The 23,121-nt window shown below is 56.6% G+C and carries 17 protein-coding genes and 1 pseudogene; 8 read left to right on the top strand and 10 right to left on the bottom strand.

Annotation, left to right across the window (positions count from 1 at the left end; genetic code table 11):
* Positions 1-299: 299 nt before the first annotated feature.
* The 3 genes and pseudogenes from ACKFRY_RS11795 (at position 300) to ACKFRY_RS11785 (ending at position 3,035) form a co-directional block, all read left to right on the top strand.
* Positions 300-518 (top strand): hypothetical protein, encoded by a 219-nt coding sequence (locus tag ACKFRY_RS11795; protein ID WP_408922913.1) that lies wholly within the window; start codon positions 300-302, stop codon positions 516-518.
* Between the two features lie 140 nt (positions 519-658).
* Positions 659-2,083 carry an MFS transporter gene (locus tag ACKFRY_RS11790; protein WP_408922912.1) on the top strand — a complete coding sequence of 475 codons (1,425 nt, stop codon included), beginning with the start codon at positions 659-661 and terminating at the stop codon, positions 2,081-2,083.
* Between the two features lie 9 nt (positions 2,084-2,092).
* Positions 2,093-3,035, top strand: a pseudogene (locus ACKFRY_RS11785) (nucleoside hydrolase).
* A 147-nt stretch (positions 3,036-3,182) separates the two neighbouring features.
* On the opposite strand, the gene ACKFRY_RS11780 reads toward ACKFRY_RS11785, so the two are convergent.
* Positions 3,183-4,241, bottom strand: a complete 1,059-nt coding sequence (locus tag ACKFRY_RS11780) for a 5-methylcytosine restriction system specificity protein McrC (RefSeq protein ID WP_408922911.1) — start codon at positions 4,239-4,241, stop codon at positions 3,183-3,185.
* 46 nt (positions 4,242-4,287) lie between these two features.
* The gene (locus ACKFRY_RS11775; protein WP_408922910.1) at positions 4,288-6,870 is read right to left on the bottom strand and encodes an AAA family ATPase; all 2,583 of its coding nucleotides are present in this window, start codon (positions 6,868-6,870) and stop codon (positions 4,288-4,290) included.
* 136 nt (positions 6,871-7,006) lie between these two features.
* On the opposite strand from ACKFRY_RS11775, the gene ACKFRY_RS11770 reads away from it, so the two are divergent.
* Positions 7,007-7,516 carry a gluconokinase gene (locus tag ACKFRY_RS11770; RefSeq protein ID WP_049378681.1) on the top strand — a complete coding sequence of 170 codons (510 nt, stop codon included), beginning with the start codon at positions 7,007-7,009 and terminating at the stop codon, positions 7,514-7,516.
* On the opposite strand, the gene ACKFRY_RS11765 is transcribed toward ACKFRY_RS11770, so the two are convergent.
* Positions 7,513-8,907: a GntP family permease gene (locus tag ACKFRY_RS11765; RefSeq protein WP_408922909.1), complete on the bottom strand. Its 1,395-nt coding sequence runs from the start codon at positions 8,905-8,907 to the stop codon at positions 7,513-7,515. The two genes, ACKFRY_RS11770 and ACKFRY_RS11765, sit on opposite strands and share 4 nt — an antisense overlap.
* 161 nt (positions 8,908-9,068) lie before the next feature.
* Between ACKFRY_RS11765 and ACKFRY_RS11760 the strand changes: the two genes are divergently transcribed.
* On the top strand, positions 9,069-10,706 hold the full coding sequence (locus tag ACKFRY_RS11760; RefSeq protein WP_408922908.1) for an IS30 family transposase: 1,638 nt from the start codon (positions 9,069-9,071) through the stop codon (positions 10,704-10,706).
* Between the two features lie 98 nt (positions 10,707-10,804).
* Here the strand turns inward: ACKFRY_RS11760 and ACKFRY_RS11755 are convergent, their stop codons facing one another.
* From ACKFRY_RS11755 to ACKFRY_RS11735, 5 genes are all read right to left on the bottom strand, one after another.
* Entirely contained in the window at positions 10,805-11,422 is a 618-nt protein-coding gene (locus ACKFRY_RS11755; RefSeq protein ID WP_408922907.1) for a hypothetical protein, read from the bottom strand.
* Between the two features lie 176 nt (positions 11,423-11,598).
* Complete coding sequence (locus ACKFRY_RS11750; RefSeq protein ID WP_408922906.1) at positions 11,599-12,720, bottom strand: ABC transporter ATP-binding protein; 1,122 nt, start codon at positions 12,718-12,720, stop codon at positions 11,599-11,601.
* A gap of 46 nt (positions 12,721-12,766) precedes the next feature.
* The gene (locus ACKFRY_RS11745) at positions 12,767-14,089 is read right to left on the bottom strand and encodes an ABC transporter substrate-binding protein (protein ID WP_408922905.1); all 1,323 of its coding nucleotides are present in this window, start codon (positions 14,087-14,089) and stop codon (positions 12,767-12,769) included.
* Positions 14,090-14,170: 81 nt separating this feature from the next.
* A complete protein-coding gene (locus ACKFRY_RS11740; protein ID WP_049378801.1) occupies positions 14,171-15,016 on the bottom strand; it encodes a carbohydrate ABC transporter permease in 846 nt (281 codons plus the stop codon).
* Between the two features lie 27 nt (positions 15,017-15,043).
* Positions 15,044-16,024 (bottom strand): carbohydrate ABC transporter permease, encoded by a 981-nt coding sequence (locus ACKFRY_RS11735; RefSeq protein ID WP_005322454.1) that lies wholly within the window; start codon positions 16,022-16,024, stop codon positions 15,044-15,046.
* Positions 16,025-16,284: 260 nt separating this feature from the next.
* On the opposite strand from ACKFRY_RS11735, the gene ACKFRY_RS11730 reads away from it, so the two are divergent.
* From ACKFRY_RS11730 to ACKFRY_RS11720, 3 genes are all read left to right on the top strand, one after another.
* Positions 16,285-17,502, top strand: coding sequence for an amidohydrolase (locus tag ACKFRY_RS11730; RefSeq protein WP_408922904.1), 1,218 nt, complete (start codon positions 16,285-16,287; stop codon positions 17,500-17,502).
* Between the two features lie 512 nt (positions 17,503-18,014).
* A complete protein-coding gene (locus tag ACKFRY_RS11725; protein ID WP_408922903.1) occupies positions 18,015-19,325 on the top strand; it encodes a threonine/serine exporter ThrE family protein in 1,311 nt (436 codons plus the stop codon).
* A gap of 398 nt (positions 19,326-19,723) precedes the next feature.
* Positions 19,724-21,043, top strand: coding sequence for an MFS transporter (locus ACKFRY_RS11720; RefSeq protein ID WP_408922902.1), 1,320 nt, complete (start codon positions 19,724-19,726; stop codon positions 21,041-21,043).
* 265 nt (positions 21,044-21,308) lie between these two features.
* Here the strand turns inward: ACKFRY_RS11720 and ACKFRY_RS11715 are convergent, their stop codons facing one another.
* Both ACKFRY_RS11715 and ACKFRY_RS11710 read right to left on the bottom strand, forming a co-directional pair.
* Positions 21,309-21,485 carry a YrhK family protein gene (locus tag ACKFRY_RS11715; protein ID WP_253825369.1) on the bottom strand — a complete coding sequence of 59 codons (177 nt, stop codon included), beginning with the start codon at positions 21,483-21,485 and terminating at the stop codon, positions 21,309-21,311.
* 170 nt (positions 21,486-21,655) lie between these two features.
* Complete coding sequence (locus tag ACKFRY_RS11710; RefSeq protein WP_005322443.1) at positions 21,656-22,975, bottom strand: amino acid permease; 1,320 nt, start codon at positions 22,973-22,975, stop codon at positions 21,656-21,658.
* Positions 22,976-23,121 lie beyond the last annotated feature (146 nt).

Below are 23,121 nucleotides of genomic sequence, written 5' to 3'. Positions count from 1 at the left end.
TCTGGTTTTCAGCCCGCATCTGCTCGACCTCAGCAGATCGAGTCATGTACGCAGGGATGCTGGGATCATAATCAGAATCACTGGTCCCGCTGCCCATAGGCGAGGAGCACTGAGACGGATCGGAGACGTAGTGATCCGTTTGCGGGCACCGGTAGGGGTACTTTGCCATCTGCTCGTCGTGGAGGTTCTGACATTCTTGAGCCCAGCGGATTGTTCCATCGCTGTACAAGCCGTTGGTGGTCCAGCTACCACCGCCATAGACACACTCGGTAAGGGTGGGTTCTGCGGTGGATTCGGCAGTGTTCGTTAGGGGAGCGTCGGCAAGCGAAGGCTCAGATTCCGCTGCCGGTTGTGGCTCCGAAGAGGACGTTTCCGGGGCAGAGCTTGTGGAACTAGAGCTGATAGTTGAACTATCGGCCGTGCTGGAGGTGTTAGGCGTCGTCGTTTCTTCCGTCTGTGTCTCCGGAGAGGAACAGGAAGCTAAAGAAAGTATCACCGTTGCGACAGCGACGATGTAGGAGAGAGTCTTCATAATCTATGGATAGTAGACAATGAGAAAATAGCTGGTGGCGCTAAGTGTGGGTTTGTGCGCAACGACGAGAAATAAACCCACGCTCCCCGCTATGGAGCGCAGGATTCATCAACTACATTTAAAGCCATGACTTCCACCACCTCCGAGCCGCCAAAGCTCCAGCCCAGCTCCTATATCCCATTAATGTTCGCACTGCTGACGGCAGTGTTTGCCTTCCAGCTCAATGCGTCGATGCTCTCGCCTGCCTTGGCGACGATGGAAGATGAGCTGAGTGCCACCACCGCACAGATTGGCCTAACGCAGACGGCCTTCTTTACGGCCGCGGCATTGTTCTCGCTCTTCCTACCGCGCTGGGGCGACCTCATCGGGCGCAGGAAGGTTCTCGTCGGCATGATGGCGGTTGCTGCGCTGGGCTGCGTGGCTTCCGCCGTCGCGCCCAACGTCGCCGTGCTGCTCATCGGCCGCATCATCCAGGGCGTGGCCGGGCCGACCGTCCCGCTGTGCCTCATTATGCTGCGCCAGCAGGTGCTCAATGAGAAGCAGTATGCGCTGCTGCTAGGCATTGTGACCTCGGTAAATGGTGGTATCGCGGGTGTTGACGCTTTGGCCGGTGGCTGGCTGGCTGGCAACTTTGGCTACCGCTCGGTCTTTTGGACCATGGCAGTACTCTGCGCCATCGCGGTAGTAGCAGTCCAGGCATTTACCAAGGAATCCACGGCCACCGAAACCCCGCGCATGGACTGGGCGGGCGTGCTGCCCCTAGCCGTGGCGCTGGGCTGCGTTCTCACCGCATTCAACGAGGCCGGCAAGCTTGCCGAGGCCAATTGGTTCCTCGTCATTATCCTTCTTCTCATCGGCGCCGCCGGCTTCTGGGCCTTCTGGAATGTGGAGAAGAAGGTCGCGGATCCGCTCGTGCCGGTGGCTTACCTCAAGCAGCGCCGCACGTGGGCACTGCTTTCTACCACGCTGCTCACCATGACCGGCGTCTTTGCAGTAATGAACGGCCTCATTCCAAACCTCGGCCAGGATCCAGACGCCGGTGCCGGCATTTCCGCCAGCACCATTTCCTGGGTCACCCTTACTCCGTACGCCCTCGCCGGCCTGGTCTTCGGCCCGATTGCTGGTTGGATGGCCTCCAAGATGGGCTATAAGTACGTCCTGCAGACCGGCCTCATCGGCACCGTCGTTGGCCTGATTATTTCCATCTTCGTGGTCGGCGCCCCGAACGCATGGACCCTGCTCTTCGTCTCCATTTTCTTGGGCGTAACCTACGCCGGCATTGCCAACATCATGCTCAACGGCCTGGGCATTGTGCTCTCGCCGGCCGATAACCAGGGCTACCTTCCCGGCATGAACGCCGGCGCCTTCAACCTCGGCGCGGGCCTGTCCTTCGCCGTGCTCTTTGCGGTTTCCGGTTCCTTCGAGCACGGCTACCGCGCGGGCATGATCGCCGGCGTCATTATTCTCCTTGCGGCTCTTGCCCTGTCCTTCCTCATTCCTCGCCCAGAGTCCATCGATGACACCGTGGCGGCCGTCAACGCCCGAAAGTAGGCTCGTGGCATGACGCGAAAAATCATTCTGGACTGCGACCCCGGCCACGATGACGCAGTGGCCCTGCTCCTAGCGATGGGCAACCCCACCATCGACCTGCTGGGCATTACCACCGTCGGCGGCAATCAGACCTTGGATAAGGTCTCCCACAATGCCCTGGTGGTCAAGGAAATCGCCGGGCACCCGGAGGTTCCGGTTTATGCCGGCTGCGATCGCCCGCTCGTGCGCCCCGTCGAGGTTGCCGAGGCTATCCACGGCTCCACCGGCATGGACGTCGAGGGCGTCCAACTTCCGGAGCCAAGCACGGCGCTTGCCGACGCCCACGCTATCGACTTCATCATCGACACCGTCATGTCCCATGAGCCCGGCACCATCACCCTGGTGCCCACCGGCCCGCTTACCAATATCGCGATGGCTGCGCGCAAGGAGCCGCGCATCGTCGAGCGCGTCAAGGAAGTCATCCTCATGGGCGGCGGTTACCACGAGGGCAATTGGTCCCCAGTCGCCGAATTCAATATCAAGATCGATCCTGAGGCCGCCCACATCGTCTTCGAAGAGCCCTGGCCCGTCACCATGGTGGGCCTCGATTCTCACTCACCAGGCGCTTGCCACCCCGGAGGTCGAAGCCGAGATCCAGGCATTAAATACTCCTGTCTCGGAGTTCGTCGTGGGCCTCTTCGGTTTCTTCCGCAAGGCCTACCAGGCCAACCAGGGCTTCGATAACCCACCGGTTCACGACCCGTGCACCATCGCCTACCTCATCGATCCGGACATCGTCCAGACCCGCAAAGCCCCCGTCCACGTTGAGCTCGCCGGCGCCCTTACCACCGGCATGACCGTCACCGATCTGCGCGAGCCTGCCGACGCCTCCTGCCACACCCAAGTCGCCACGACCCTCGACCACGCCGGTTTCTGGCGCCTAGTTACCGACGCCCTCAAAAACCTCGCGTAGGCCACCCTCGCTTCGCCTCGCCTCCGCCGCGCGGGAACCCAACTTTCAGCCACGTTATGGCTCCTGAACCACCAGTTAGAGGAGGCAACGTGGCTGCTTTGGCCCTTATGTTTCACCTCTTCTAGGCTTGCGTACCTTGGAGATTCTTTAAGGAATATCGTGAGGTTCTTCCTGGGGAAATTCGAGATTCGGGGCCACAAGATGAAGCACTTTCTGGCGAAACTCGCGAATTGAGGTCTCGAGACCGACGCTAGCGAAAGCTACAGGGTGTCCGTCGAGAAGGAATGAGATCGTCTCATCCTGTTGGTTTCGGCCCGAAGAAGCATAGAGCATGATGCCCTTTGCGGTTTTCCATTCTTCGCCGAGAATTTCTTGGCTGCGTAAGTAGGCGTAAAGCTGATAAAGGTGCGGGCTTTTTAAGGATTCGTTTCTTACTCGGTTCTCAATGAGCATATGCGTGAACTTGGCATCGATAATGGAAATTTCACCTACTGGTGATCGCAAAATGATATCCGTTTGCATGCTCGGTAATTCTTTGGGCACCTGTTGAGCATTCCAGTACAGCCATTCGCCGCTACTTACTTTCCAACCTAAAGGGCAGAGATGGTATTGGAACAGACCAAATAGAGCTTTTTCGAAAAGCTTGCGGATCTCGTGCTGCGTGAAGTGCTTTCTGCTGAACAGAGAAAGGGCAACGTCCCCGCGCGTGGGGACGGCAAATTCTAAAAGCAATCTAGCTACGGCAACTGGTTTCTTGTCTGCAGGGGATAGCCTGGAGTGAGGAAATACCGTCGACTTTGGTTCGGAAATTCCCATTTGAGAAAGCCTTCGAGAAAGCACCTTACACCGTCGGGCACTGGCGTCACTGTCCACGCTGGACAGTAGTTGCGCTGCGTATTCGAGGGCGTATCGAAGGAATTGGTTAACTTCGCTGTTGATGGTGAGCTCATTGAACTCACAGGCAATAAGCCCCTTCTCAAGGAGTTGGCGGCGGGCAGTTTCGTACATGTTAATTCGGCCTCGCACCCGAGTTATATTTCGTTCGGTCAGCGTAAATCCGATGCTTAATTCTCTCCGGAAACGCTTTTCTACAGCGTCACACAGCATTGTTCCAATGAGCTCTGGAAGCTCAACGCTTGCGTCTTCCACCGCGGAATTAGATATATGCCCATCAACGAAAGACTGCGAGGCGTATAACTGGAGCATCCATATACTACGGATAGGAACGTATATGTCTTCCGGTTGTAGCGAATTAGCCGATGAGGACATTGAGAGCCTGCTCTCGCTTCGCAGGATTGTCGAACCAGTACTCTCCTATGAGCGGCTTGAGATCCGAGGCTACTACCTGGTTAAACCATTCCATAGTTGCATCGAAGGAACTGTCTGCTAGCTTTCGGCGTGGAGTAACAAAGCTGTGTCCGATTAGGTAGTCATCACCGAGATTGAAATCGTCTCGAATTAATTGATTAATCTCTTCGATTCTTCGCGCGATTTCGCTGAGAGCTTGGTCATTGCGGTTGCGCTGGGCAACACAGAAATTTCGCCAAGTAGAACCCAACTGCGGTTCGAGATTTATGAAGGCAAACCTGCGTCGTAAAGCCATATCTACCATGGCGAGGGATCGGTCTGCCTGGTTCATCGTACCGATAACAAAGAAGTTATCAGGTAAGAAAACTGCTTCTCCTTCCTGGCTATATAGCGTGGTGAGTGCATTTTCTGGATTTCTCTTGTCAGCTTCTAAGAGGGTGAGCATCTCGCCAAAAATTTGCGCGGGATTGCCGCGGTTAATCTCTTCAATCACTACTACGTGTGGATTGGAGTCCTCTTTAGCCTTTTCCACAGCTTGGAGAAACGGTCCATCTTTCAATTCCAGCTTTCCATTACTGCTGGGGCGAAAGCCCTGAACGAAGTCCTCATAAGACGTAGATGGATGGAATTGAACGGAGGTGACGACATCTTCCGCATCTGATTTACACAAGACATAAGCTAAGCGGCGAGCAAGCCAAGTCTTGCCTGTACCTGGTGGGCCTTGGAGAATTAGGTTCTTCTTCTCCTTCAGGCGTTCCAGCATTAGTTCGATATAGTCTTTTGAGATAAAGCAGCCGTCTTCGATAAGTCCAGAAATGGTATACAGGTCTTCTTCCGACGAGGACTCTACGGTTTGGGCAGTAGCATCCGTTGGTTCTTGGTTAAAACCCCAAGCTTCATATGACAATCTCGGAAAATTAGCCGGTTCGATCTCGGCGGTAGTAAGCCAGTCTCGGATTTCATCGAGCGTAAGCAAATAATCTTTACCCGTCGAAACATTTTTCTGAATATTGATTCCAAGCGCGGAGTCTTGGGCAAGATACTTGGTGATGACCGAATCGAAAGTGAGGAAATACCGGGGACGTGCCCAGAACAATGCCATGGTGTATGCCGTGATCTGGCGGTCTTTGGTCATCACGTCGAAATCGCTTATGAACTGAGCTCGATTTTCGGGCGTATCTGATTGGCTCACCGCGAGGGCCGAAGCGAAAAGACTCCAGCTGTTATCCCAAAACTCTGGATTTTTAACATCTGACGGCTTGGTGGCAAAACACGAACGCAGGTTATTTAGTTGGGGTAATCCCGAAAAATCCGTTGGTGCTGGGGCTTCAATTCCGAAGACGGTTTTAAAGGCTTGGCAAATTGCCACCTTATTAGATGCCGAAATTTGCCGGTTAGCAACGCCGAGGATGGTAAAAGGATCCATATCAGTAGCGGGCACTTCTTTATCATCTATGTGCCAATTCCATAGGTGCTTGAACCGGAGCGGGCGTCCTGAGATTTCAGCGGTCTCTTTTAGCTTTTCGAGTAGCTCCGCGCGGTTATTTTTGAATGCGAGTAGCTTGGTGGCGAGTTCTTCGAAAAATTCCGGCCAGTCAAACGACGGTGACAATGGAGTCTCAGAGGAAAATTCAGGATCTCCCATGCCTTGGATGACGGATTCTACTCGGTCGTAAGCATGATTGCGTGAAACCTGGCAGATAGTAAGCAGTGAAGTTAGAGATCGTTGGAGGTCTATTCCTAGGTCATCGCGATTGAAGAAATCGCTTGACCAGTTGATCGGTCGGACGTGCCGCATTTCTTTCGGCTCATGAGGGCGGTACTCGTAATCGCCGGAGACGTAGCCAAAATAAACTCGCCCTTTGTGCAACTTGCTCGGCATCAGAACCAGGTCGCCTACCTGCATTTGGTTTTTAAACCGGTTGAGTTGAGAAGCGTAGCTTGTGGATGTTTGTGCTTTGAGATCTGGGTGCTCTCGGACCATCGCAGCCTTGATAGAGTCCAAGGTATTTTGCTTGTTCACCTCTGGGCCATAGTCCATGCCGGGGATGCCTAGGTTGGACTCTAAAGCTTTCTTTTCGCGCTCGCCCTGGCGGCCCGCGCGAAGTACCCAGAAAAAATCCGCACTAGATTCTTCAGGAACCTCTTCCTGCGGGCCCGAATCGACTTCTCGTTGCTTATGCGCTTTAGAGACAAGGTCGTCGATTTCTCGGATCTGATCTTTGCCTAAAGGGTATGGGTTGGAAGCAAGCCAAGTGGCGCCCTCGGCGGTCAAAGAAAAGGACCCCGGTTTAGAGGAGCTGACAAAGCCTAATCTCCTTGCATAGAACACTGCCCATCGCGTCCGGTCTTCCACAACTGATCGGCTTTTGAGCTGGCGGTGAGCTTGTCCTGGAAAGTCCGCTTCAGCAATTTTTTGAACGTCTTCAAATAGTTCAGGGTAAGCGACTACGGACATACCCCGCATCGTTTCTAAGACGACGGGAAGAACGGTTCTCCAGGAAAAAGATTGCTGTCGGTTACTCATCAAAGCATCCTTAGAAGTCAAAGCAGGGGGCGTTCTCATAATAGTAGGAGAACGATTCACAGGGGATGGGCGCGTCTCAATTGGGAACCTCAGGAGGATAAACTCGAGGGGAAGACCCCCAACCCAAGGAGCCACCATGAACCAGCACTGTTTCCGCCACATCGTAGTGATGGGAGTATCCGGCTCGGGAAAGACAACGGTGGGGGAGGCGCTGTCGCCGTTGGTAGGTCTGGAGTATCGCGATGGCGACGATATGCATCCGCAGGCCAATATCGACAAGATGGCTGCAGGTACACCGCTCAATGATGCGGACCGGGAGCCGTGGTTGAAGCAGATTGGTCAGTGGCTGGCGGATAGACCAGAAGGTGCGATGGTAGGCTGCAGTGCGCTGAAGCGCAAGTACCGGGATTTGATTCGCGAGTACTGCCCAGCCGTGGTGTTCGTTCACGTGCACGGCGACTTTGATGTGCTGCATGAGCGGATGCAGCACCGGCCGGGGCACTTTATGCCAGCATCGCTCTTGCAGTCGCAGTTCGATACCTTGGAACCGCTGGAAGAAGACGAAACTGGCCGCGTCTTTGATGTGACGCGGCCAGTCGAGGAGATTGCTCAAAAGGCTGCTGCTTGGATTAAGACTGGGGCCTAAAAGAGCGCTGCTACTGCGTAGAGCACCAAGACTAGGGCAAAGCCGATGACGGAAATCAGCATTTGATTGACCGTCCAGGTCTTCAGTGTGGTGACCGTATCCATGCCCATCAGGCGGCCGACAAGCCAGAAGCCGGAGTCATTGACATGCGAGCCAAAGACGGAACCAGCGGCGGTGGCAACCACGATAAGCGCGAGCTGTAGCTCGTTGAAGCCGCCGGCTTCCACGGCGGGAACCATAAGGGCGGCAGCGGTGGTGAGTGCAACGGTCGCCGAGCCTTGGGCTAGGCGCAGGGCCACGGCGATGAGGTAGCAAGCCAGGATAACGGGGATGCCAAGGCCGGAGAGGGAATCGGCCAGTGCGTCGCCAATGCCAGAAGTACGCAGTACTCCGCCGAACATACCGCCGGCACCGGTGATGAGCACAACGGAACAGATGGGCCCGAGCGAGGAATCGACGAGCTTTTCCAGCGCGGTCCTTTCTACGCCGCGGCGCAGGCCTAGGACCACGAGTGCAATGAGCACGGTGATGAGCAGCGCGATCGGGGTCTGGCCCAGCATGACAAAGAACCGCACCCACGCGGCGTCGGCATCGATGGTGCCATAGGACGCTAGGGCATTAAGGCCGGTGTTGAAGAAGATGAGCACCATCGGGATGAGCAGGAGGGAAATCACCGTGGCAGCCGAGGCGGGCTTATGGGGCTGTTCGTCCTCGGCAAGGATGGGGCCGGCGATGGCATCGGTTACTTTGATCGGGAATTTCTTGCCGGAGAGCAGGCCGAAGCGGTAGCCGGAAATATACCAGGTAGGAAGCGCAAGCAGCAGGCCGACGAGCAGGACGAGGCCGAGGTCGGCACCGTAGAATTCACTGGCTGCAACGGGGCCTGGGTGCGGTGGCAGGTAAACGTGCATGACGGAAAACGCGCCGGCGGCGGGCAGGCCAAAGGCAAGCACGGGGCCGTCTAGGCGGCGCGCTACGGCGAAGATAACCGGAAGCATCACAATTAGGCCGGCGTCGAAGAAGATGGGGAAGCCCATAATCAGCGAAGCCAGGCCGAGTGCAAGGGGTGCTTTGGATTCGCCGAAGCGGCGGACCATGGCGTCGGCAAGCGATTTAGCACCACCGGAGGCCTCAACGAGCCGTCCGATCATTGCGCCCAGGCCCACCAGCAATGCCACCGAACCAAGGGTGGAGCTAAAGCTTTCGGTCATGGTGGGCACAATGCCTTCGAGCGGAATGCCTGCAGCGAGCGCCGTGAGCGCCGAGACCACCAGCAGGGTGAGAAAAGCGTGGAGCTTGAAATAGATGACCAGCACCAAAATTACGGCGATGGCGGCCACCGCAATGCCCAGCAGCGGGCCGGTCGACAGAGTGGGTTCCCACGTATCCATAAGGCGGGCTCCTTTTCTTATGCAAACTTTTGAATAACGGCAACGTTAGCAGTAGCCCCGCTTACCGACGTCCCCCTTCCTCCAAATGCGACCCAGCCAATACCCCCCAAAGCTTGAGTTCAGAGGGTCGTTGCAACACTTTCCCTTAGGAGGGTGTTGTTGTGTCTGGGGTTGTTGGCCCGTTTCATTCGTTGTCTGAATCGGATCGTCGTGGCTTAGTTGCCTTGGTTGGCAGTGGGCGTAGTGTCCGTTCGGCGGCTGGTGAGCTTGGTTGTCATTACGGGCATGCTTTGAATTTTTGCCATGCCTTTGGATTGCCAGTCGTGTATAAAGCCAAACGAGTTGATCGCCGCGGCAGCCAGGCTGTCCAGCTTGTAGAGCTAGTCCGAAGCGGACTGTCGGTACGCCAAGCTGCTAAAAGATGTGGGATGCATCTTACCGCTGCGTATGCCGTAGCTACGGAAGCTGGGTGCCATATCCGGTTAAGTCAGTATGCTCGGAAAGTCCGCCAGACGCAGTTAAGAGTGGAATACCTGCGCCTTCGGCTGGCGAGCCTGCCTGGTGGTGATGCTGGCACGGCAGTAGGAATTGATCGTCGACTGCGTTTAGATTTCGAAAAAGGACTCACCAAATCCCAGGGTCGACGAGAAGAGTTCATACCCGTCGGCGAAGACGCCAGCACGTATAACAGACTTATGAAAGCGCTGCGCCAACGCCATGATGTCATCGAATCCGGAAGGCTTGCCCCTCCCGCCTTACCTAGCGGGGTAGATCCGTATAAACGCATCAGCAATCGCTACATTTGCTTCGAAGAACGCGTCATCATCGCCGATCTTCTCCGCGAAGATGTGCCACTGCGTGAGATTGGGCGCCGTTTAGGGCGAAGTGCATCGTCAATTCAGCGTGAAGTACGCAGAAACCACAGTGCTCAAGGCCCGTATCGTGCAGAAACAGCCCAGTTAAAGGCCTGTGCGCGGAGGTTGCGGCCGAAAATACCGAAACTACTAGCCAACAAAAGACTATGGGACTATGTATGCGCACAATTGCGGGCACAATGGTCACCTGAGGAGATTTCTAATCGCCTGCCCATCGATTACCCCACTGATAAGGACATGCGCATTAGTCACGAAACGATTTATGACGCCTTTTACCTGCAGGCCAAAGGAAGACTCAAAGACCTTGGCCTGGACTTGCCGACCGGTAGAAAGAAACGCAAGAAACGCCAAACCCGCTCCAGCACACCTGCCCAGCAACGCTTCGTCGACGACATGATCCTCATAGACGACCGGCCAGATGAGGTAAGTGAACGTATTTTGCCAGGCCACTGGGAAGGCGACCTCATCCTCGGTAAAAACAACCAATCAGCGGTAATCACGCTAGTAGAACGCGTTAGCCGATTTGTTGTCCTTGGCCACCTACCGGGAAGGCATACCAGCAAAGAAGTATTCACAGCCCTGCACAAGGCAGTTGCAGGAATCGATAAAGCTATCTGGTCATCAATTACCTGGGACCAAGGAAGCGAAATGGCTGGTCATAAAGCTTTTACCATGGCCACTGACATTCCCATCTACTTCTGCCATCCAGGATCACCATGGGAACGCGGCAGCAACGAAAACACCAACGGCAGGCTCAGAAGAAACCTTCCCAAAAACAGCGACCTGTCCATCTACAGCGCCGAGGACCTAGAAATGATCGCCAACATTCACAACCACAAACCACGCAAAGCACTCAACTGGCGCACCCCAGCCGAAGTCATGACCAACGCCCTCACACAAACCGGTAGCATCAAACCAAACTAACCATCATCGTTGCAACGACCCCTAGAATCCGCCAAGGGGCGGGGTATATAAAAGTCCCCTAGGTGCCGGTGCAGGAACCTAGGGGAGGTGCAGGCAGTTTAGTCGAACTGGCCTTGGATGACAGCCGCCGCATCCAGCGGGGTCACGTGGTAGGAGATGGGGTTCTGGTTAGCGCCGGCCATAAGCGCGCCGGCGCAGGAGTGGCCCGCGCCCATCATGTGGCCCAGCTCGTGGGCGATAGTGCCCTGGACTGCCTCTGGGTACTGGGCATTAGGAATCTTGATGAAGACCATCTTGTGGTCCGGGTAGGCGGCACCCTGGACGTAGCCATTTGGGTCCGGCTTGAAGATGATGGCGACGGTGTCATCGTCAGCCTCGGAAGGCTTAACTTCCTTCAGGGAAGCCTTGCCGTCTAGCGCCTTGTTCCACTCGGCAACCGCGGCATCCAGCTGCTTGCGGTAGGGGAAGCCTTCGACCACCTTGTACTCCAGTACGCCATCCTTAAAATACGGCTTTACAGAGTCCTCGTCGTGCAGGATGGAAGGATCCGGAACAGGCTTGCCATCGTTAGCCAGCTGGGTGATGGTCTTGCAGGTGCCTGGATCAATTAGGGAGCGAACTGGATCGCTCTTGGCGCTTGCGGCCGGTGCGGCGACGGTGCCAAGGATGGCGGAAGCGGCCAGAGTGGCGGCAGAAAGCTTCTTGAAAGAAGGCATAGGCAGTGAGTTACCTTTCGGTTGATTTTAAGGTTCGCAGAGTGTGATATTCCCAGCAATATCCGTGGTAAACGGCTTTGTGGGGGTATCTTATGCGTGTGAGCATATATCAGTTTCTTATTGTCTGCAAAGGGAAAAATAAGAAACTGCGGAACTTACTGCCTCTTTACCGCCTTTTAGTTCAATCGCTCTCCAGTGGTGGTGCTAAACAAATGCACGCGGTCTGGGTCGGGAGAAACGTAGAAGGTATCGCCCACCGCATAGCGGCCGCGGGCATCGACCAGAATGCCGGTCTGGCCACCCATCCGGGTCGAGGACTTGAGCACGCCGTCGGCGGAGCTGTTGCCGGCGGCGTCGTTAAGCTCGCCATAGACATAGGTCTGGTTGCCCAGCTCCTCGACGTGCGCGACGGTGAACTTCGCCCCGCCATTGCCGGTATCGCTTAGCTGCCAGTCTTCCGGGCGGATGCCCACGGTAACGGTCTCCACGCCCTCAAAGTTGTAGTTTGCCAGATTGATGCGGGTAGAGCCGATGGTGAGCTCAGAGGAGTTATGGGTGAGGTCGTAGATATTCATCGCCGGGGATCCAATGAAACCGGCGACGAAGACGTTCTGCGGGCGGTCATAAATGGTGCGGGTGGTATCCACCTGCTGTAAGACGCCGGCATTGAGGACGGCGACGCGGTCACCCATGGTCATCGCCTCGGTCTGGTCGTGGGTGACATATACGGTGGTGGTGCCAAGGCGGCGCTGCAGGTTAGAGATTTGCGCGCGGGTGGAAACGCGCAACTTAGCATCCAGGTTGGACAGCGGCTCGTCCATGCAGAATACGGCCGGTTCGCGGACGATGGCGCGGCCCATGGCCACGCGCTGGCGCTGGCCACCGGAAAGATTAGCCGGCTTGCGGTCCAACAGGTCTTCCATTTGCAGGATCTTCGCGGCCTCGTGCACGCGGGATTGAATCTCGTTCTTCGGAACCTTGCGGTTTTCTAGCGCGAAGGACATATTCTGCGCCACGGACATATTGGGGTAGAGGGCATAGTTCTGAAAGACCATGGCCACGTCGCGGTCCGATGGGCTAACCCCGGTGACGTCCCTGCCGCCGATGCGGATGGAGCCGCGGTCGGTGGGCTCGAGACCTGCCAGCATGCGCAGGCTGGTGGACTTGCCGCACCCGGATGGGCCAACGAGGACCAAGAATTCGCCATCGGCAATATCCAGGTTGAGGCGATCAACGGCGGGGCGTTCCGCGTCCTTAGAGTAAATGCGGCTTGCGCCATCGAAGGTGACAGTAGCCATGGTTACCTTTCAGAAACTAGTGGGGAAGGGGAGGGGCTGCGAGAGCCTACTTATTGATGACGGTCTTAACCTGGTTGTCGTAGATGGACTGCAGGGTCTTTTGTAGATCGGTCAGCACCTTGGTGACGTCATCGCGGTTGGTGACGATCTTTTCGAAGGCGCCGCCGATTTCCTGGTCCGCGCCGGGCAGGAATACGCGGGCATTGTCCTGCGGGCGAGTTTCTGGCAGCTGCTTGATAGCCGTTTCGAAGTTCGGGTTTTCTTCCATGAACTTCTTCTGGTCCTCGTTGTCTACCGCGGTGGAGCGCACCGGCATGTAGCCCACGTTCTGAGACCAGTAGCAGGTGTTTTCCTCATTGGTAATGAAGTCAATGAGCTTGATTGCAGCTAGCTGGCGGTTCTTGCTGATGCCAGACGGGATGGCCAGGCCGGCACCACCGGTGGGGCAGGCGCCGTCGCCAGTCGGGTTAGGCAAGAAGGCGGTACCGAGCTCGAACTTGGCGGTATCGGTCAGACCCGCCAGGTCACCGGTGGACAGGACGGTGGCGGCGGCGCGGCCGGTGCCGAACTCCATGGCCATGTCATTGCCCACGTAGGAGTAGCCCTTCTTCTCATCAGTGATGTCCTTGAGCCACTCGACGGCCTTGATGGTCTTGTCATCGGTGAATTTCAGGTCCCACTCATCGGAGTAAGCGCCGCCCTTGGACCACAGCGGGCCCTGGAAGATCCAGCCCAGGTAATCCACGGCATCGCCCCAGCCAAAAGGCTTCATCTTGGAATCGGCCTCAGCCAGCTTCTTGGACCACTCATCCATCTCATCCCAGGACTTGGGGCCACGGTCCGGCAGTCCAGCCTTCTTCCACGCGTCCTTGTTGTAGAAGAACAGCGGCGTAGAACGGGCGAAGGGGAGGGCAAAGTGGCCGCCGTCGTAGTTGTAGTCCTCGTAGAGCGGCTGTACGTAGGTAGACAGGTCGATGCCTGCTTCCTTGGCAAGGTCGTCCACGTTGGCAATCTGGCCATTGATGGCAAAGTTGTACCACCAGACGTCAGAAAGCACCACGATGTCCGGCAGGTCCTGGCCGGTGAGCGCAGCGTTGAACTTCTGCGCTGCTTCTTCGTAGTTCTTGCCGGCATCAACAAGGTTGACCTTGATGTCCGGGTTCTCCTTTTCAAAGCGGGAGATGATCTCCTTTTCAATGTCCTTGGAGGTGCCCGGGTGGTTGGACCACCAGGTCAGCTCGGTGACTTCACCGTCGCCGCCCTTGTCGTTGCCACCCTGCGGGTTGGTGGACGAGGTGCCGGCACAAGCGGCAAGTGCGGTAGCAGAAGCGGCCGTGGAGGCCAGGGCGAGGAATTTGCGGCGTAGCATGTAGTTCTCCTTAAAAAGCGTGGTTAAGGGGTGGAAAATAAAGCAAGCGGAAACGGCGAGCGTGGGTGGGGAAGAAGCCTTCTAACCCTTCACGGCGCCAGTGGTGAGGCCTTGAATCATGTACTTTTGCAAGGCTAGGAAGATGATGACCATCGGGATGATGGTGAGGATGGTGGCGGCCATTACCGGACCCCAGTTGGTCACGCCATCGTTGTTTTGCAGCATGGTCAGGCCCACCTGCAGCGGGGCGACGTCCTCGGTATCCGCCATGAGGAAGGGCCACAGGTAGGTATTCCATTCATTGACCATGGTGATGACGGAAAATGCAGTCAGCGTAGGCCACGAAACCGGTAGCAGCACCTTGGTCAGCAGGCGGATGGGGCCAGCACCGTCCATGCGGGCGGCCTCCACCAGCTCATAGGGCAGGGACAGAAAGTGGTTACGCATCAAGAAGGTACCGAAGGCCACGCCGGCCAGCGGCACGATGATGCCCACGAAGGTATTGCGCCAGCCCAAGGAATTGACCAGGGCGTAGTTGGAAATGACGGTGATTTCACTCGGCACCATGAGCGAGGAAATAACCAGCAGGAATACCAGGTGGCGGCCCGGGAAACGCAGGATGGCCAGCGCATAGGCGGAGATGACACCCAGCACAATCTTGATGATGGACAGCACCGCGGTAATAAGCACCGAGTTGCGCAGGTAGGTCCAGAACGGCACACGGGTGGTGGCATCGGAGTAGTTCTCGGTCTCCCACACCGGTGGGAGCCAATTGACCGGGTCGGTATAAATATCGCCCTTGGCCTTAAACGAGGTCATCAGGATCCAAAACAACGGCAGGCCAATGAGCAGCAAGACCGCCAGGATGCCCAGGTAGCCGCCGATGAGCTTAGCGCGGCGGGTAGCGGGGGATTCATCCGTGACCATGTGAAGGGTAGAAGTAGCCATGTTGGGTTAACCTCGCTTATCCATGATGCGGACCTGGATCAGGGTGATGATGAGCAGGATGAGGAACAAGATGGTGGCGGCAGTCGCACCGTAGCCGGCGCGGAAGTTGACGAAGGTCTCGTTGTAGATCTGGAAGACCAGCGTCTGCGTGCCATTGCCCTGCGGGCCGCCACGGGTCATGACGTTGATGATGTCGAAGACCTGCACGGAGTTAAGCAGCACCGTAATGGACAGGAAGAAGGTGGTATTGCGCAGCTGCGGCATGGTCACGCGCCAGAATTTGCGCCAGCGGCCGGTGCCGTCGATAGCGGCAGCTTCATCCAATTCCTTGTCCAGGCCCTGCAGCGCTGCCAAGTAGATGACGAAGGTATAGCCCAGGTTCTTCCACACAAAGGTAAAGGTCACCATGAACATGGCCCAGCCCGGTACCGCGTAGAAGTTGGGGGAGTCCACACCGAACCAGCCCAGTATTTCCTGGATGAGGCCAAAGTTGGGGTCGAAGACGAATTGGAAGGCAATGCCAATGGCCGCGCCGGAGATGGCATAGGGGGCAAAGACCACCGAGCGCGCAAAGTTGCGGCCCTTAATGTTCTGGTTCAGCAGCAAGGCCAGCGCTAGGCCGATGACCATGGAGCCAATCACTGCGAAGAAGGTAAAGACCAAGGTGTTGAGAACGATGGTCTTCGTGTCATCGCGGCTAAACCACTCCACATAGTTATCTAGACCCACGAAGGTGGAGGTGGGGCTGGAGATATTCCAATTGAAAAAGGAAAGGCGGATATTATCCAGCAGCGGCCGGTAGGTAAAGACGGCCAGCAAGATAAGGTTCGGCGCTAAGAGCGCCGCGGCCAGTAACCATTCCTTGTGGCGGTTGCGCTTGGCTTTGCGGACAAGTGCCGCGGAATCACCGGGGCTTTCCGCGCGTGCGGGAGATGCGGTTGTAGTGCCGGCGCCACTGGCACCGGGAGAGTCTTCCTGAAAAGTCACTCGGTCAATCTAGGGCGGGCAGGTGACGCCCAGCTACACAGAAAACAAACATCTGATGAATAAAACAAGGACAATGAGTTAAAGGTAGACGCGTCATCAAAGATTCTATAAAGCCGCAGCGTAACCCCCTATGGCGCTGGTCGCTCCGCTGCCCAACTATGTCTGCCGTTACAAAGATGCCCCGCTTGCCGACGCCCACCTTTCCACCACCCCACTACACTGGCCCCCATAGTCCACCACGGGCCCACCAGGAGGAAGCAATGTCTGTCCGTACCGTTTGCAGCAACTATGACTCCGTCAAAGCTTGGCAGGAGCCCCTCTATAAGGATCTGCACCAGCACCCGGAGCTATCCATGCAGGAAGAGCGCACGCTGGGCATCATCAAGGACAAGCTTGCCGATCTCGGCTTCCACCACATTGAAGTAGGCGGCGGGGTGGTCGGTGTTTTAGAAAACGGTGCCGGGCCAACCGTCATGCTGCGCGCGGATTTCGATGGCCTACCGGTTAAGGAAGACACCGGCCTGGATTACGCCTCTACCGATAGCGCCGTTGACCAGGAAGGAAACACGGTCCCCGTCATGCACGCCTGCGGCCACGATTCCCACGTGGCCAGCCTGCTGGGCATGGGCGCGCTCATGGGGCAGGCCACTGACCAGTGGTCCGGCACCCTACAGCTCATTTTCCAGCCGGGCGAGGAGATTGCCGCCGGTGCCCAGTCCATGGTGGATGACGGACTTGTGGACAAGGTCGCCACGCCCGACGTAGTACTTGGGCAACACGTCTTTGCCAGCAACTTTCCCGCCGGCACCGTGGCGCTGGCCTCCGGTCCTTTCATGTCCACCGCGGTAAGTATGGACGTCAAGGTTTATGGTCAAGGCTCGCACGGCTCCATGCCGCACCTCAGCGTTGACCCCGTGGTACTGGCCAGCTCCATTGTCATGCGCTTACAGACGGTCATCTCCCGCGAACTCAACCCTTCCGAATTCGGCGTGCTGACCGTGGGTGCCATCAATGCCGGTTCGAAGGCCAATATCATCCCCTTCGAGGCTAACCTGAAGATCAATGTGCGCGCCTATAGCGAGCAGGTGCGCGATAAAATCACCGGCGCCATCGAGCGCATCGTCTCTGCCGAGTGCCAGGCCGCCGGTAGCCCGCAGCCTGCCGAGTTCAGCTACCACGATTCCTATCCGCTCACCAGCAATGATGAGGACACCACGGAGCGCCTTCAGGAAGCCTTTACTGCCTACTTCGGCCCCGACCGCGTCCTTGACGCCGCACCCCTCACTGCTTCCGAGGATTTTTCCACCATTGCCCGCGCCTTCGGCGTCCCCTACTGCTTCTGGGTATTTTCCGGCCGGGAAGAAGAAAAGGACGTCCCTAACCACAGCCCGCACTTCGCCCCGCTGCTCCAGCCCACCCTGCTCACCGGCACCGAAGCCCTTATCGCTGCTGCGATGAGCTACCTAGGAAACAGCTAACCGATACGCAGCATTCGGCCGCACGGTCCCATGGTGCGTGCGGCCATTCCTTTTGGCATGCGCGCTGTATGAGGTGGCGGGGGAGTAGTCCGCAGGATCAATAACCGCGAATCTGAGGCATGCACCGCTTTCCGACGCCTTCTCCTTCCCCCACGCCCCAACCTGCAGACCCCTAAAACAGCTCCAACGCCCGGGCCTCGCTTGGGGCCACAGGGCGCTGGAACTGGTTCTCTCTATCTCTCTTGCGTTCTCTCGAACACGTAAATTAAAGATAACGCGCTAGGCTGCCATAGGTCTGGTATTTTCCTGTGAATATAGTGGCAATCATTAGGCGGAGGATAAAAAATAGCTCAATCAGCTTACGGGTATCAAGGTGGAGGCTTTTGGATCGATGAGCCTGATTCACAAGAGGCTTCTTTTGCGTAAGATTCTAGGGAAACTACAAGCGCGCTATCGGGTTGGGGTCGACAAGTCTTTAATTGTGCGCCAAGAGCAGTGTCAGAGGAGGAGAGATGGCACAACAATTTGATCCGGAGATGCATCGGCAAATGGGTGTCGAGGCGGACGTTGTATTGCGGGTGGGAATGCTCCTAATGGGGGCCGGCACCTCTGGTTATCGCGTACTTAGAGGGATGAAACGGAGTGCGCGAGCATTGGGGTTTGACCATCTAGATGCCACAGTGGGTCTGACGCAGATTACCTGTACGTTTCACCGCGGCGAATACTTCCGGACGGTCATTGCTCGGCAGCATTCGCCCGCAGTTGATGCCTCTCGGATTGAAGCCTTGGAAGATTTAACCCACAATCGCCTCTACGCAGGGATCACCGCTCAGGAATTAGCGGCGATGCTGGATACTATCGAGCATAATGTCAAAAAGCGCTGGGGCGGTCTAACTCTTTCTTTCGCTGCCGCGATCGCATGTGCGGCGTTTGCGTATCTTAATTTTTTCCCGCTGGAAGCAGTGGGGTTGGTTGCTTTGGCGGCGTTTGCGGGCCAGTTTGTTCGTTATACAGTTCTCCACCGTCACGTTCATCAAATTGGAGGAGTGATTGCTGGTGGTGCGACGGCAAGCATAGTTTTCTTCTTGTTGACGGAATTTTTCGGGGCTATAGGCTCGGTGGAACCGAGTGAACTGTCCTCGGGTTTTGTGGCGGCCGTTTTATTCCTGATTCCCGGGTTTCCACTTTTCTCTGCTTTGATTGACATAGCGCGATTTGATCTTGATGCGGGTATTGTCAGGCTGGGGTATGCTTTTACCGTTATATTTACGGCCGCTTTCACGGTCTCTATGGTTAGCTGGCTGACTAAACTTAGCCCCGACCCGCCTGCACCTGCACAGGATATGCAATGGTTTCTGTTGGCGCCGCTGGCAAGTTTTCTGGGCATTGCTGGGTTTGCTTTTCTTTTTAACTCTTCTCGCCGCATGGTCTTAGTAGCGGCGTGCGTTGGAACCGTGGCAAATGAGCTTCGTTTGATTCTAATTCACGCGGGAACAACCATTTTCTTTGCAGCCTTTGTGGGTGGATTAATCATCGGGTTGCTGGGGGCAGTAGCTTCTAAAAGGGCGCGTCTTCCTCGTATTACAACCACCGTTCCGGCCGCGGTGATTATGATCCCAGGGGTGACAATGTTCCGGGCGGTGTTTTATTTGAATGATGGTCAAATGGATCAAGCATTGGCCAATGTCGCGACCGGAATGATGGTAGTTGGATCTATTGGTGCCGGTTTGGTCTTTTCTCGCCTGCTTACTGATAAGGATTGGGCCTTGGGCCGCCTCATTGATTTTGATAAAAAGCTTCCGCAACGGCCTTCTTCCGCATGATGCCGAGACTTTAGCTAGGGAAACGCCTGTGGCCCCGGTTCCTTTCGGAGCTGGGGGCCACAGGCGTCTCTCATGTCGTTTCCATGTATCGGCATCTGCCGCCCTGTGGAAACTGCCAGGGGTTCTCTCTATCTCTCTCATATGCGCTCTCTCAAACGCACAATCTCAGTATGGGGCACTGGGCTGTAGCGGCCATGGGGTCCGGCTGTTGGGTTGCTGTTAGTGGCTGGGAATTGGGTGGGGAGGGCGTCGGAAAGCGGGGCAGTGGTAGAGGTGTGCAACATTGAAGCGCGCAAGTGACGTAGAACATAGTGTGTTTCTGTAGGGTGGAAGATATGTGCGCAGTCAGGCTGCGCCGTTTCACCTGCTTGTAGAGCTACAGAATCGAGGTGAGGAGCATGTCTCCTCTCACAGCCCAACCCCCAGCCAGTGACGCCGCGGCGGCGCAGGTCGAGGATACGGAGGAAACCAGGCACCAACATCGCTCGGCCATTAAGGCGGCGTTTATTGGCACCTTCATCGAGTGGTTCGACTATGCGGCCTATATTTACATGTCCGCGATTATCTCCCGGGTGTTCTTTCCAGAGATGGAAGGACGCCGCGCGCTGATTATGACGTTTGCGCTCTTCGCGCTGTCGTTCCTGGTGCGGCCGGTGGGTGGCATCGTGTGGGGCCACTTTGGTGATAAATACGGGCGCATCCATACACTGACGGTGTCTATTGTGATGATGTCGGTGGCAACAGCGTGCATTGGTTTCCTGCCGGGCTATGCCACCATCGGCTTTGCCGCCTCCATCTTGCTATTGCTGTGCCGCATGGTGCAGGGCTTTTCCGCCGCTGGCGAGTATGCGGGCGCGGCCACGCACCTGGCTGAGATTGCCCCGGCCGGCAAGCGTGGCATCTATTCGGCGGTGGTGCCGTCCGCGACGGCCTCGGGCCTGCTCTTGGGCTCGCTCATTGCGGCATTGCTGACTGGTGTGCTTGATGATGCCGCCCTGGAATCCTGGGGTTGGCGCGTACCATTCCTGATTGCGCTGCCTTTGGGACTGTATGGCCTGTGGATTCGCCGCAACACGGAGGAGTCCTCCCACTTTGAGGACCAAGATGAGCCGGAAGAATCCCCGCTGCGCGAGGTTCTGAAGTACCCCAAGGCCCTGGCCATTGCCTTTGCGGGCGCGGTGCTCAATGCCATTGGCTTCTACGTCATCTTGACCTACCTGCCCACTTACCTGTCGGAGGAGTTGGGCATGGCCGCGACCCCGGCGTTTATCGCATCCTCGGTGGCCTCCGCGTTCTATGTGGGCTTTGCCTTGCTGACCGGCATGCTTTCGGACCGGCTTGGCCGCCGCACGACTATGCTGTGCGCGGCCGCGTTCATGGGCGTGACCATCATTCCGGCTTTCATGCTTCTCGACGGCGCCGGGCTCTTCCTCGTCATTATCATCCAGGTCTGCCTGGGTGGGGTGCTGGCGCTTAACGACGGCGTCCTGCCCTCCTTCCTTTCCGAGCAATTCCCCACGCATGTGCGGCTGTCTGGCTTCGCGCTGACGTTTAATACCGCCAACGCCGTATTCGGTGGTACCGCACCGATGATTGCCACCTGGCTTATCGACGTCACTGGTCTGCAGCTCGCCCCCGCTTTCTACTTGGTGGCCGCAGCACTGGTGACCGGCATCGCGGTTCTCTTCGCCTCAAAGAAGAATAAGTTGCACGAGTAGTACCTTGCGGTAGTCCAAAACGCCTGCGGCCCTCGGAACCTAAATGGTTCCGAGGGCCGCAGGCGTCTCTTCTACAAGGTGTTTCCATGTATCGGCTTAAAGCCGCCCTCTGGAAACTGAGGGGTTCTCTCTATCTCTCTCGTATGCGCTCTCTCAAACGCATGATTTAAGTATGGGGTACGGGGCTGCTACTGCGATGGATTGCGCCTGATAGGTCGCTGCCAGTTGCTGAAAGTTTACTGTTAGCCGCGTCTACCCATTGCGCCTAGTAGTCGTAGCTTTCGGCGGTATTGGCATCTGCCCCAATGCGCTGCAGGTGTGTACGTCGCTTCAAGCGGATGGCCGGGCGGGCTGCCATGCCCAGGCTGCCGAGAAGGTAGAAGACGGTGGCGACCATTGACATACCGGCAAGTGTTAGCACCGAGCCAAGGATGAAGACCACGGAGATGGCGATGTCATTGGCGATAGAAAACGTCTCGTACTTGTTTTTAATTTTGATTTCGTTGTTCTGCCCGAGCTTTATCTTTAGGTCGGGGTCCTTTCCTGTTCTGACATGATGTCTCCCACCCTGCCAGAGAGGAAAAGGCCTTGTCGAACCATGTTTTAGTGGGATTATTGGAACATTCCCCAGATGGTGGCAAAGAGCACGATAAGACCCATGATCGCCACGAAATAGTTGGTCTTATTGCTCCGGAACCGCGCCAGTGCCTCCACGCGGTAGATGACCCAGATGGGCAACAGGTAGGTCATGAAAGCGAAGAAGACGCCGCCTACGACGGAAATCATATCCAGGATGGAGGGGTTGAAAATGCCCACCAGGGAGGTTGCGACAAAGATGAAGAGGTAGGTCCACAGGTCGAGCGTGCGCGTAGACATCTTTTTCGTGGCCTTTGGCGCGGCCAGGTTGAAGAGGTATTGGGTGCCCTCGATGGTGCCCAGGGCGTGGCCGAAGTAGGAGGAGGCCACCGCACAGATCACGACGATGGGCGCCATGTAGGCCATAAACGGCGTGCCGGTTTCGTTGGCGAAGTAGGAGAGTACCGGCAGGTTCTTGTCATTAGCCTCCTGCATGCCGTCCGCGCCCATGGCCAGGGCGCAGGACCAGACGAAGAACATGGTGAAAATGGTCAGCAGGATGGCGGAGTTGCGGATGACCTTATCGGACTGCGCGTGGTGGTCCGCGCCGTATTCCTTCTCCATGCCCAGGGAGAATTGGGAGATGGCGGCGACGAAGGAGAAGGAGAAGACCAAGACTGGAAGGATGAGGATGATGGCCTTGAGGACGCCGCCGGCGCTGTGGTCGCCGGCTTCCAGGAAGGAGCCCAAGTCCCATTGTGGGATGAGGTAGAGCGATACCGCTGCGAGCGCCACGATGAGCGGGTAGACCACGAACTGGGCAATCTTGAGCATGATGGCGTTGCCAAAGGCGAGTGCGAGCGTCATGAGGCCCACGCACAGCGGCGCTAGGATGTAGCGAGAGATTTCCGGTCCACCCAGCTGGTTGACGATGAAGCTATCGACCGTATTCGTAATCGATACGCCGTAGATGAGCACCACCGGGAAGATGGTGAACCAGTAGATGATTGCCAGGATGATGCCATTGCCGCGGCCGAAGAAGTGGGTGAGTACCGCGAGGACGTCCTCGCCGTGCAGCGGGGAATAGCTGATGATCCAGGAAAACGCGCGGTGGGCCAGGTAAGTCATCGGGAAGATGAGCAGGGTAGCCACCAGCAGCGGGATGAAGCCGAAGCTACCGGCCGAAATCGGCAGGAAGAGAATGCCTGCGCCTACGGCAGTGCCGAAGAGCGTGATGGTCCATTGGCTGTTGACGGCCTTATTAGTGGTCACCTGGCCGCTGGGTGAAGTACCTGCACCGCCAGTGGTGGGTGGGCTGGCTGGTGAAGCAGGCGCATTCGCAGTCGTGTGAGACATAGAATTCATCCTCCAGTTTTTGTGAACGAGACAACATACACAATCTATCTGAAGGTTATGGAGAACGAAAGCAAATTTATGATCTAAGTTAAATAAATGTAAAAGACCGCCGCACCAAGGGTGGTGCAGCGGTTATTGGGAATCTT

The organism is Corynebacterium tuberculostearicum (genome assembly GCF_046097255.1).
Lineage (GTDB): Bacteria > Actinomycetota > Actinomycetes > Mycobacteriales > Mycobacteriaceae > Corynebacterium > Corynebacterium tuberculostearicum_J.
This window is presented reverse-complemented; position numbering and strand designations above follow the sequence as displayed.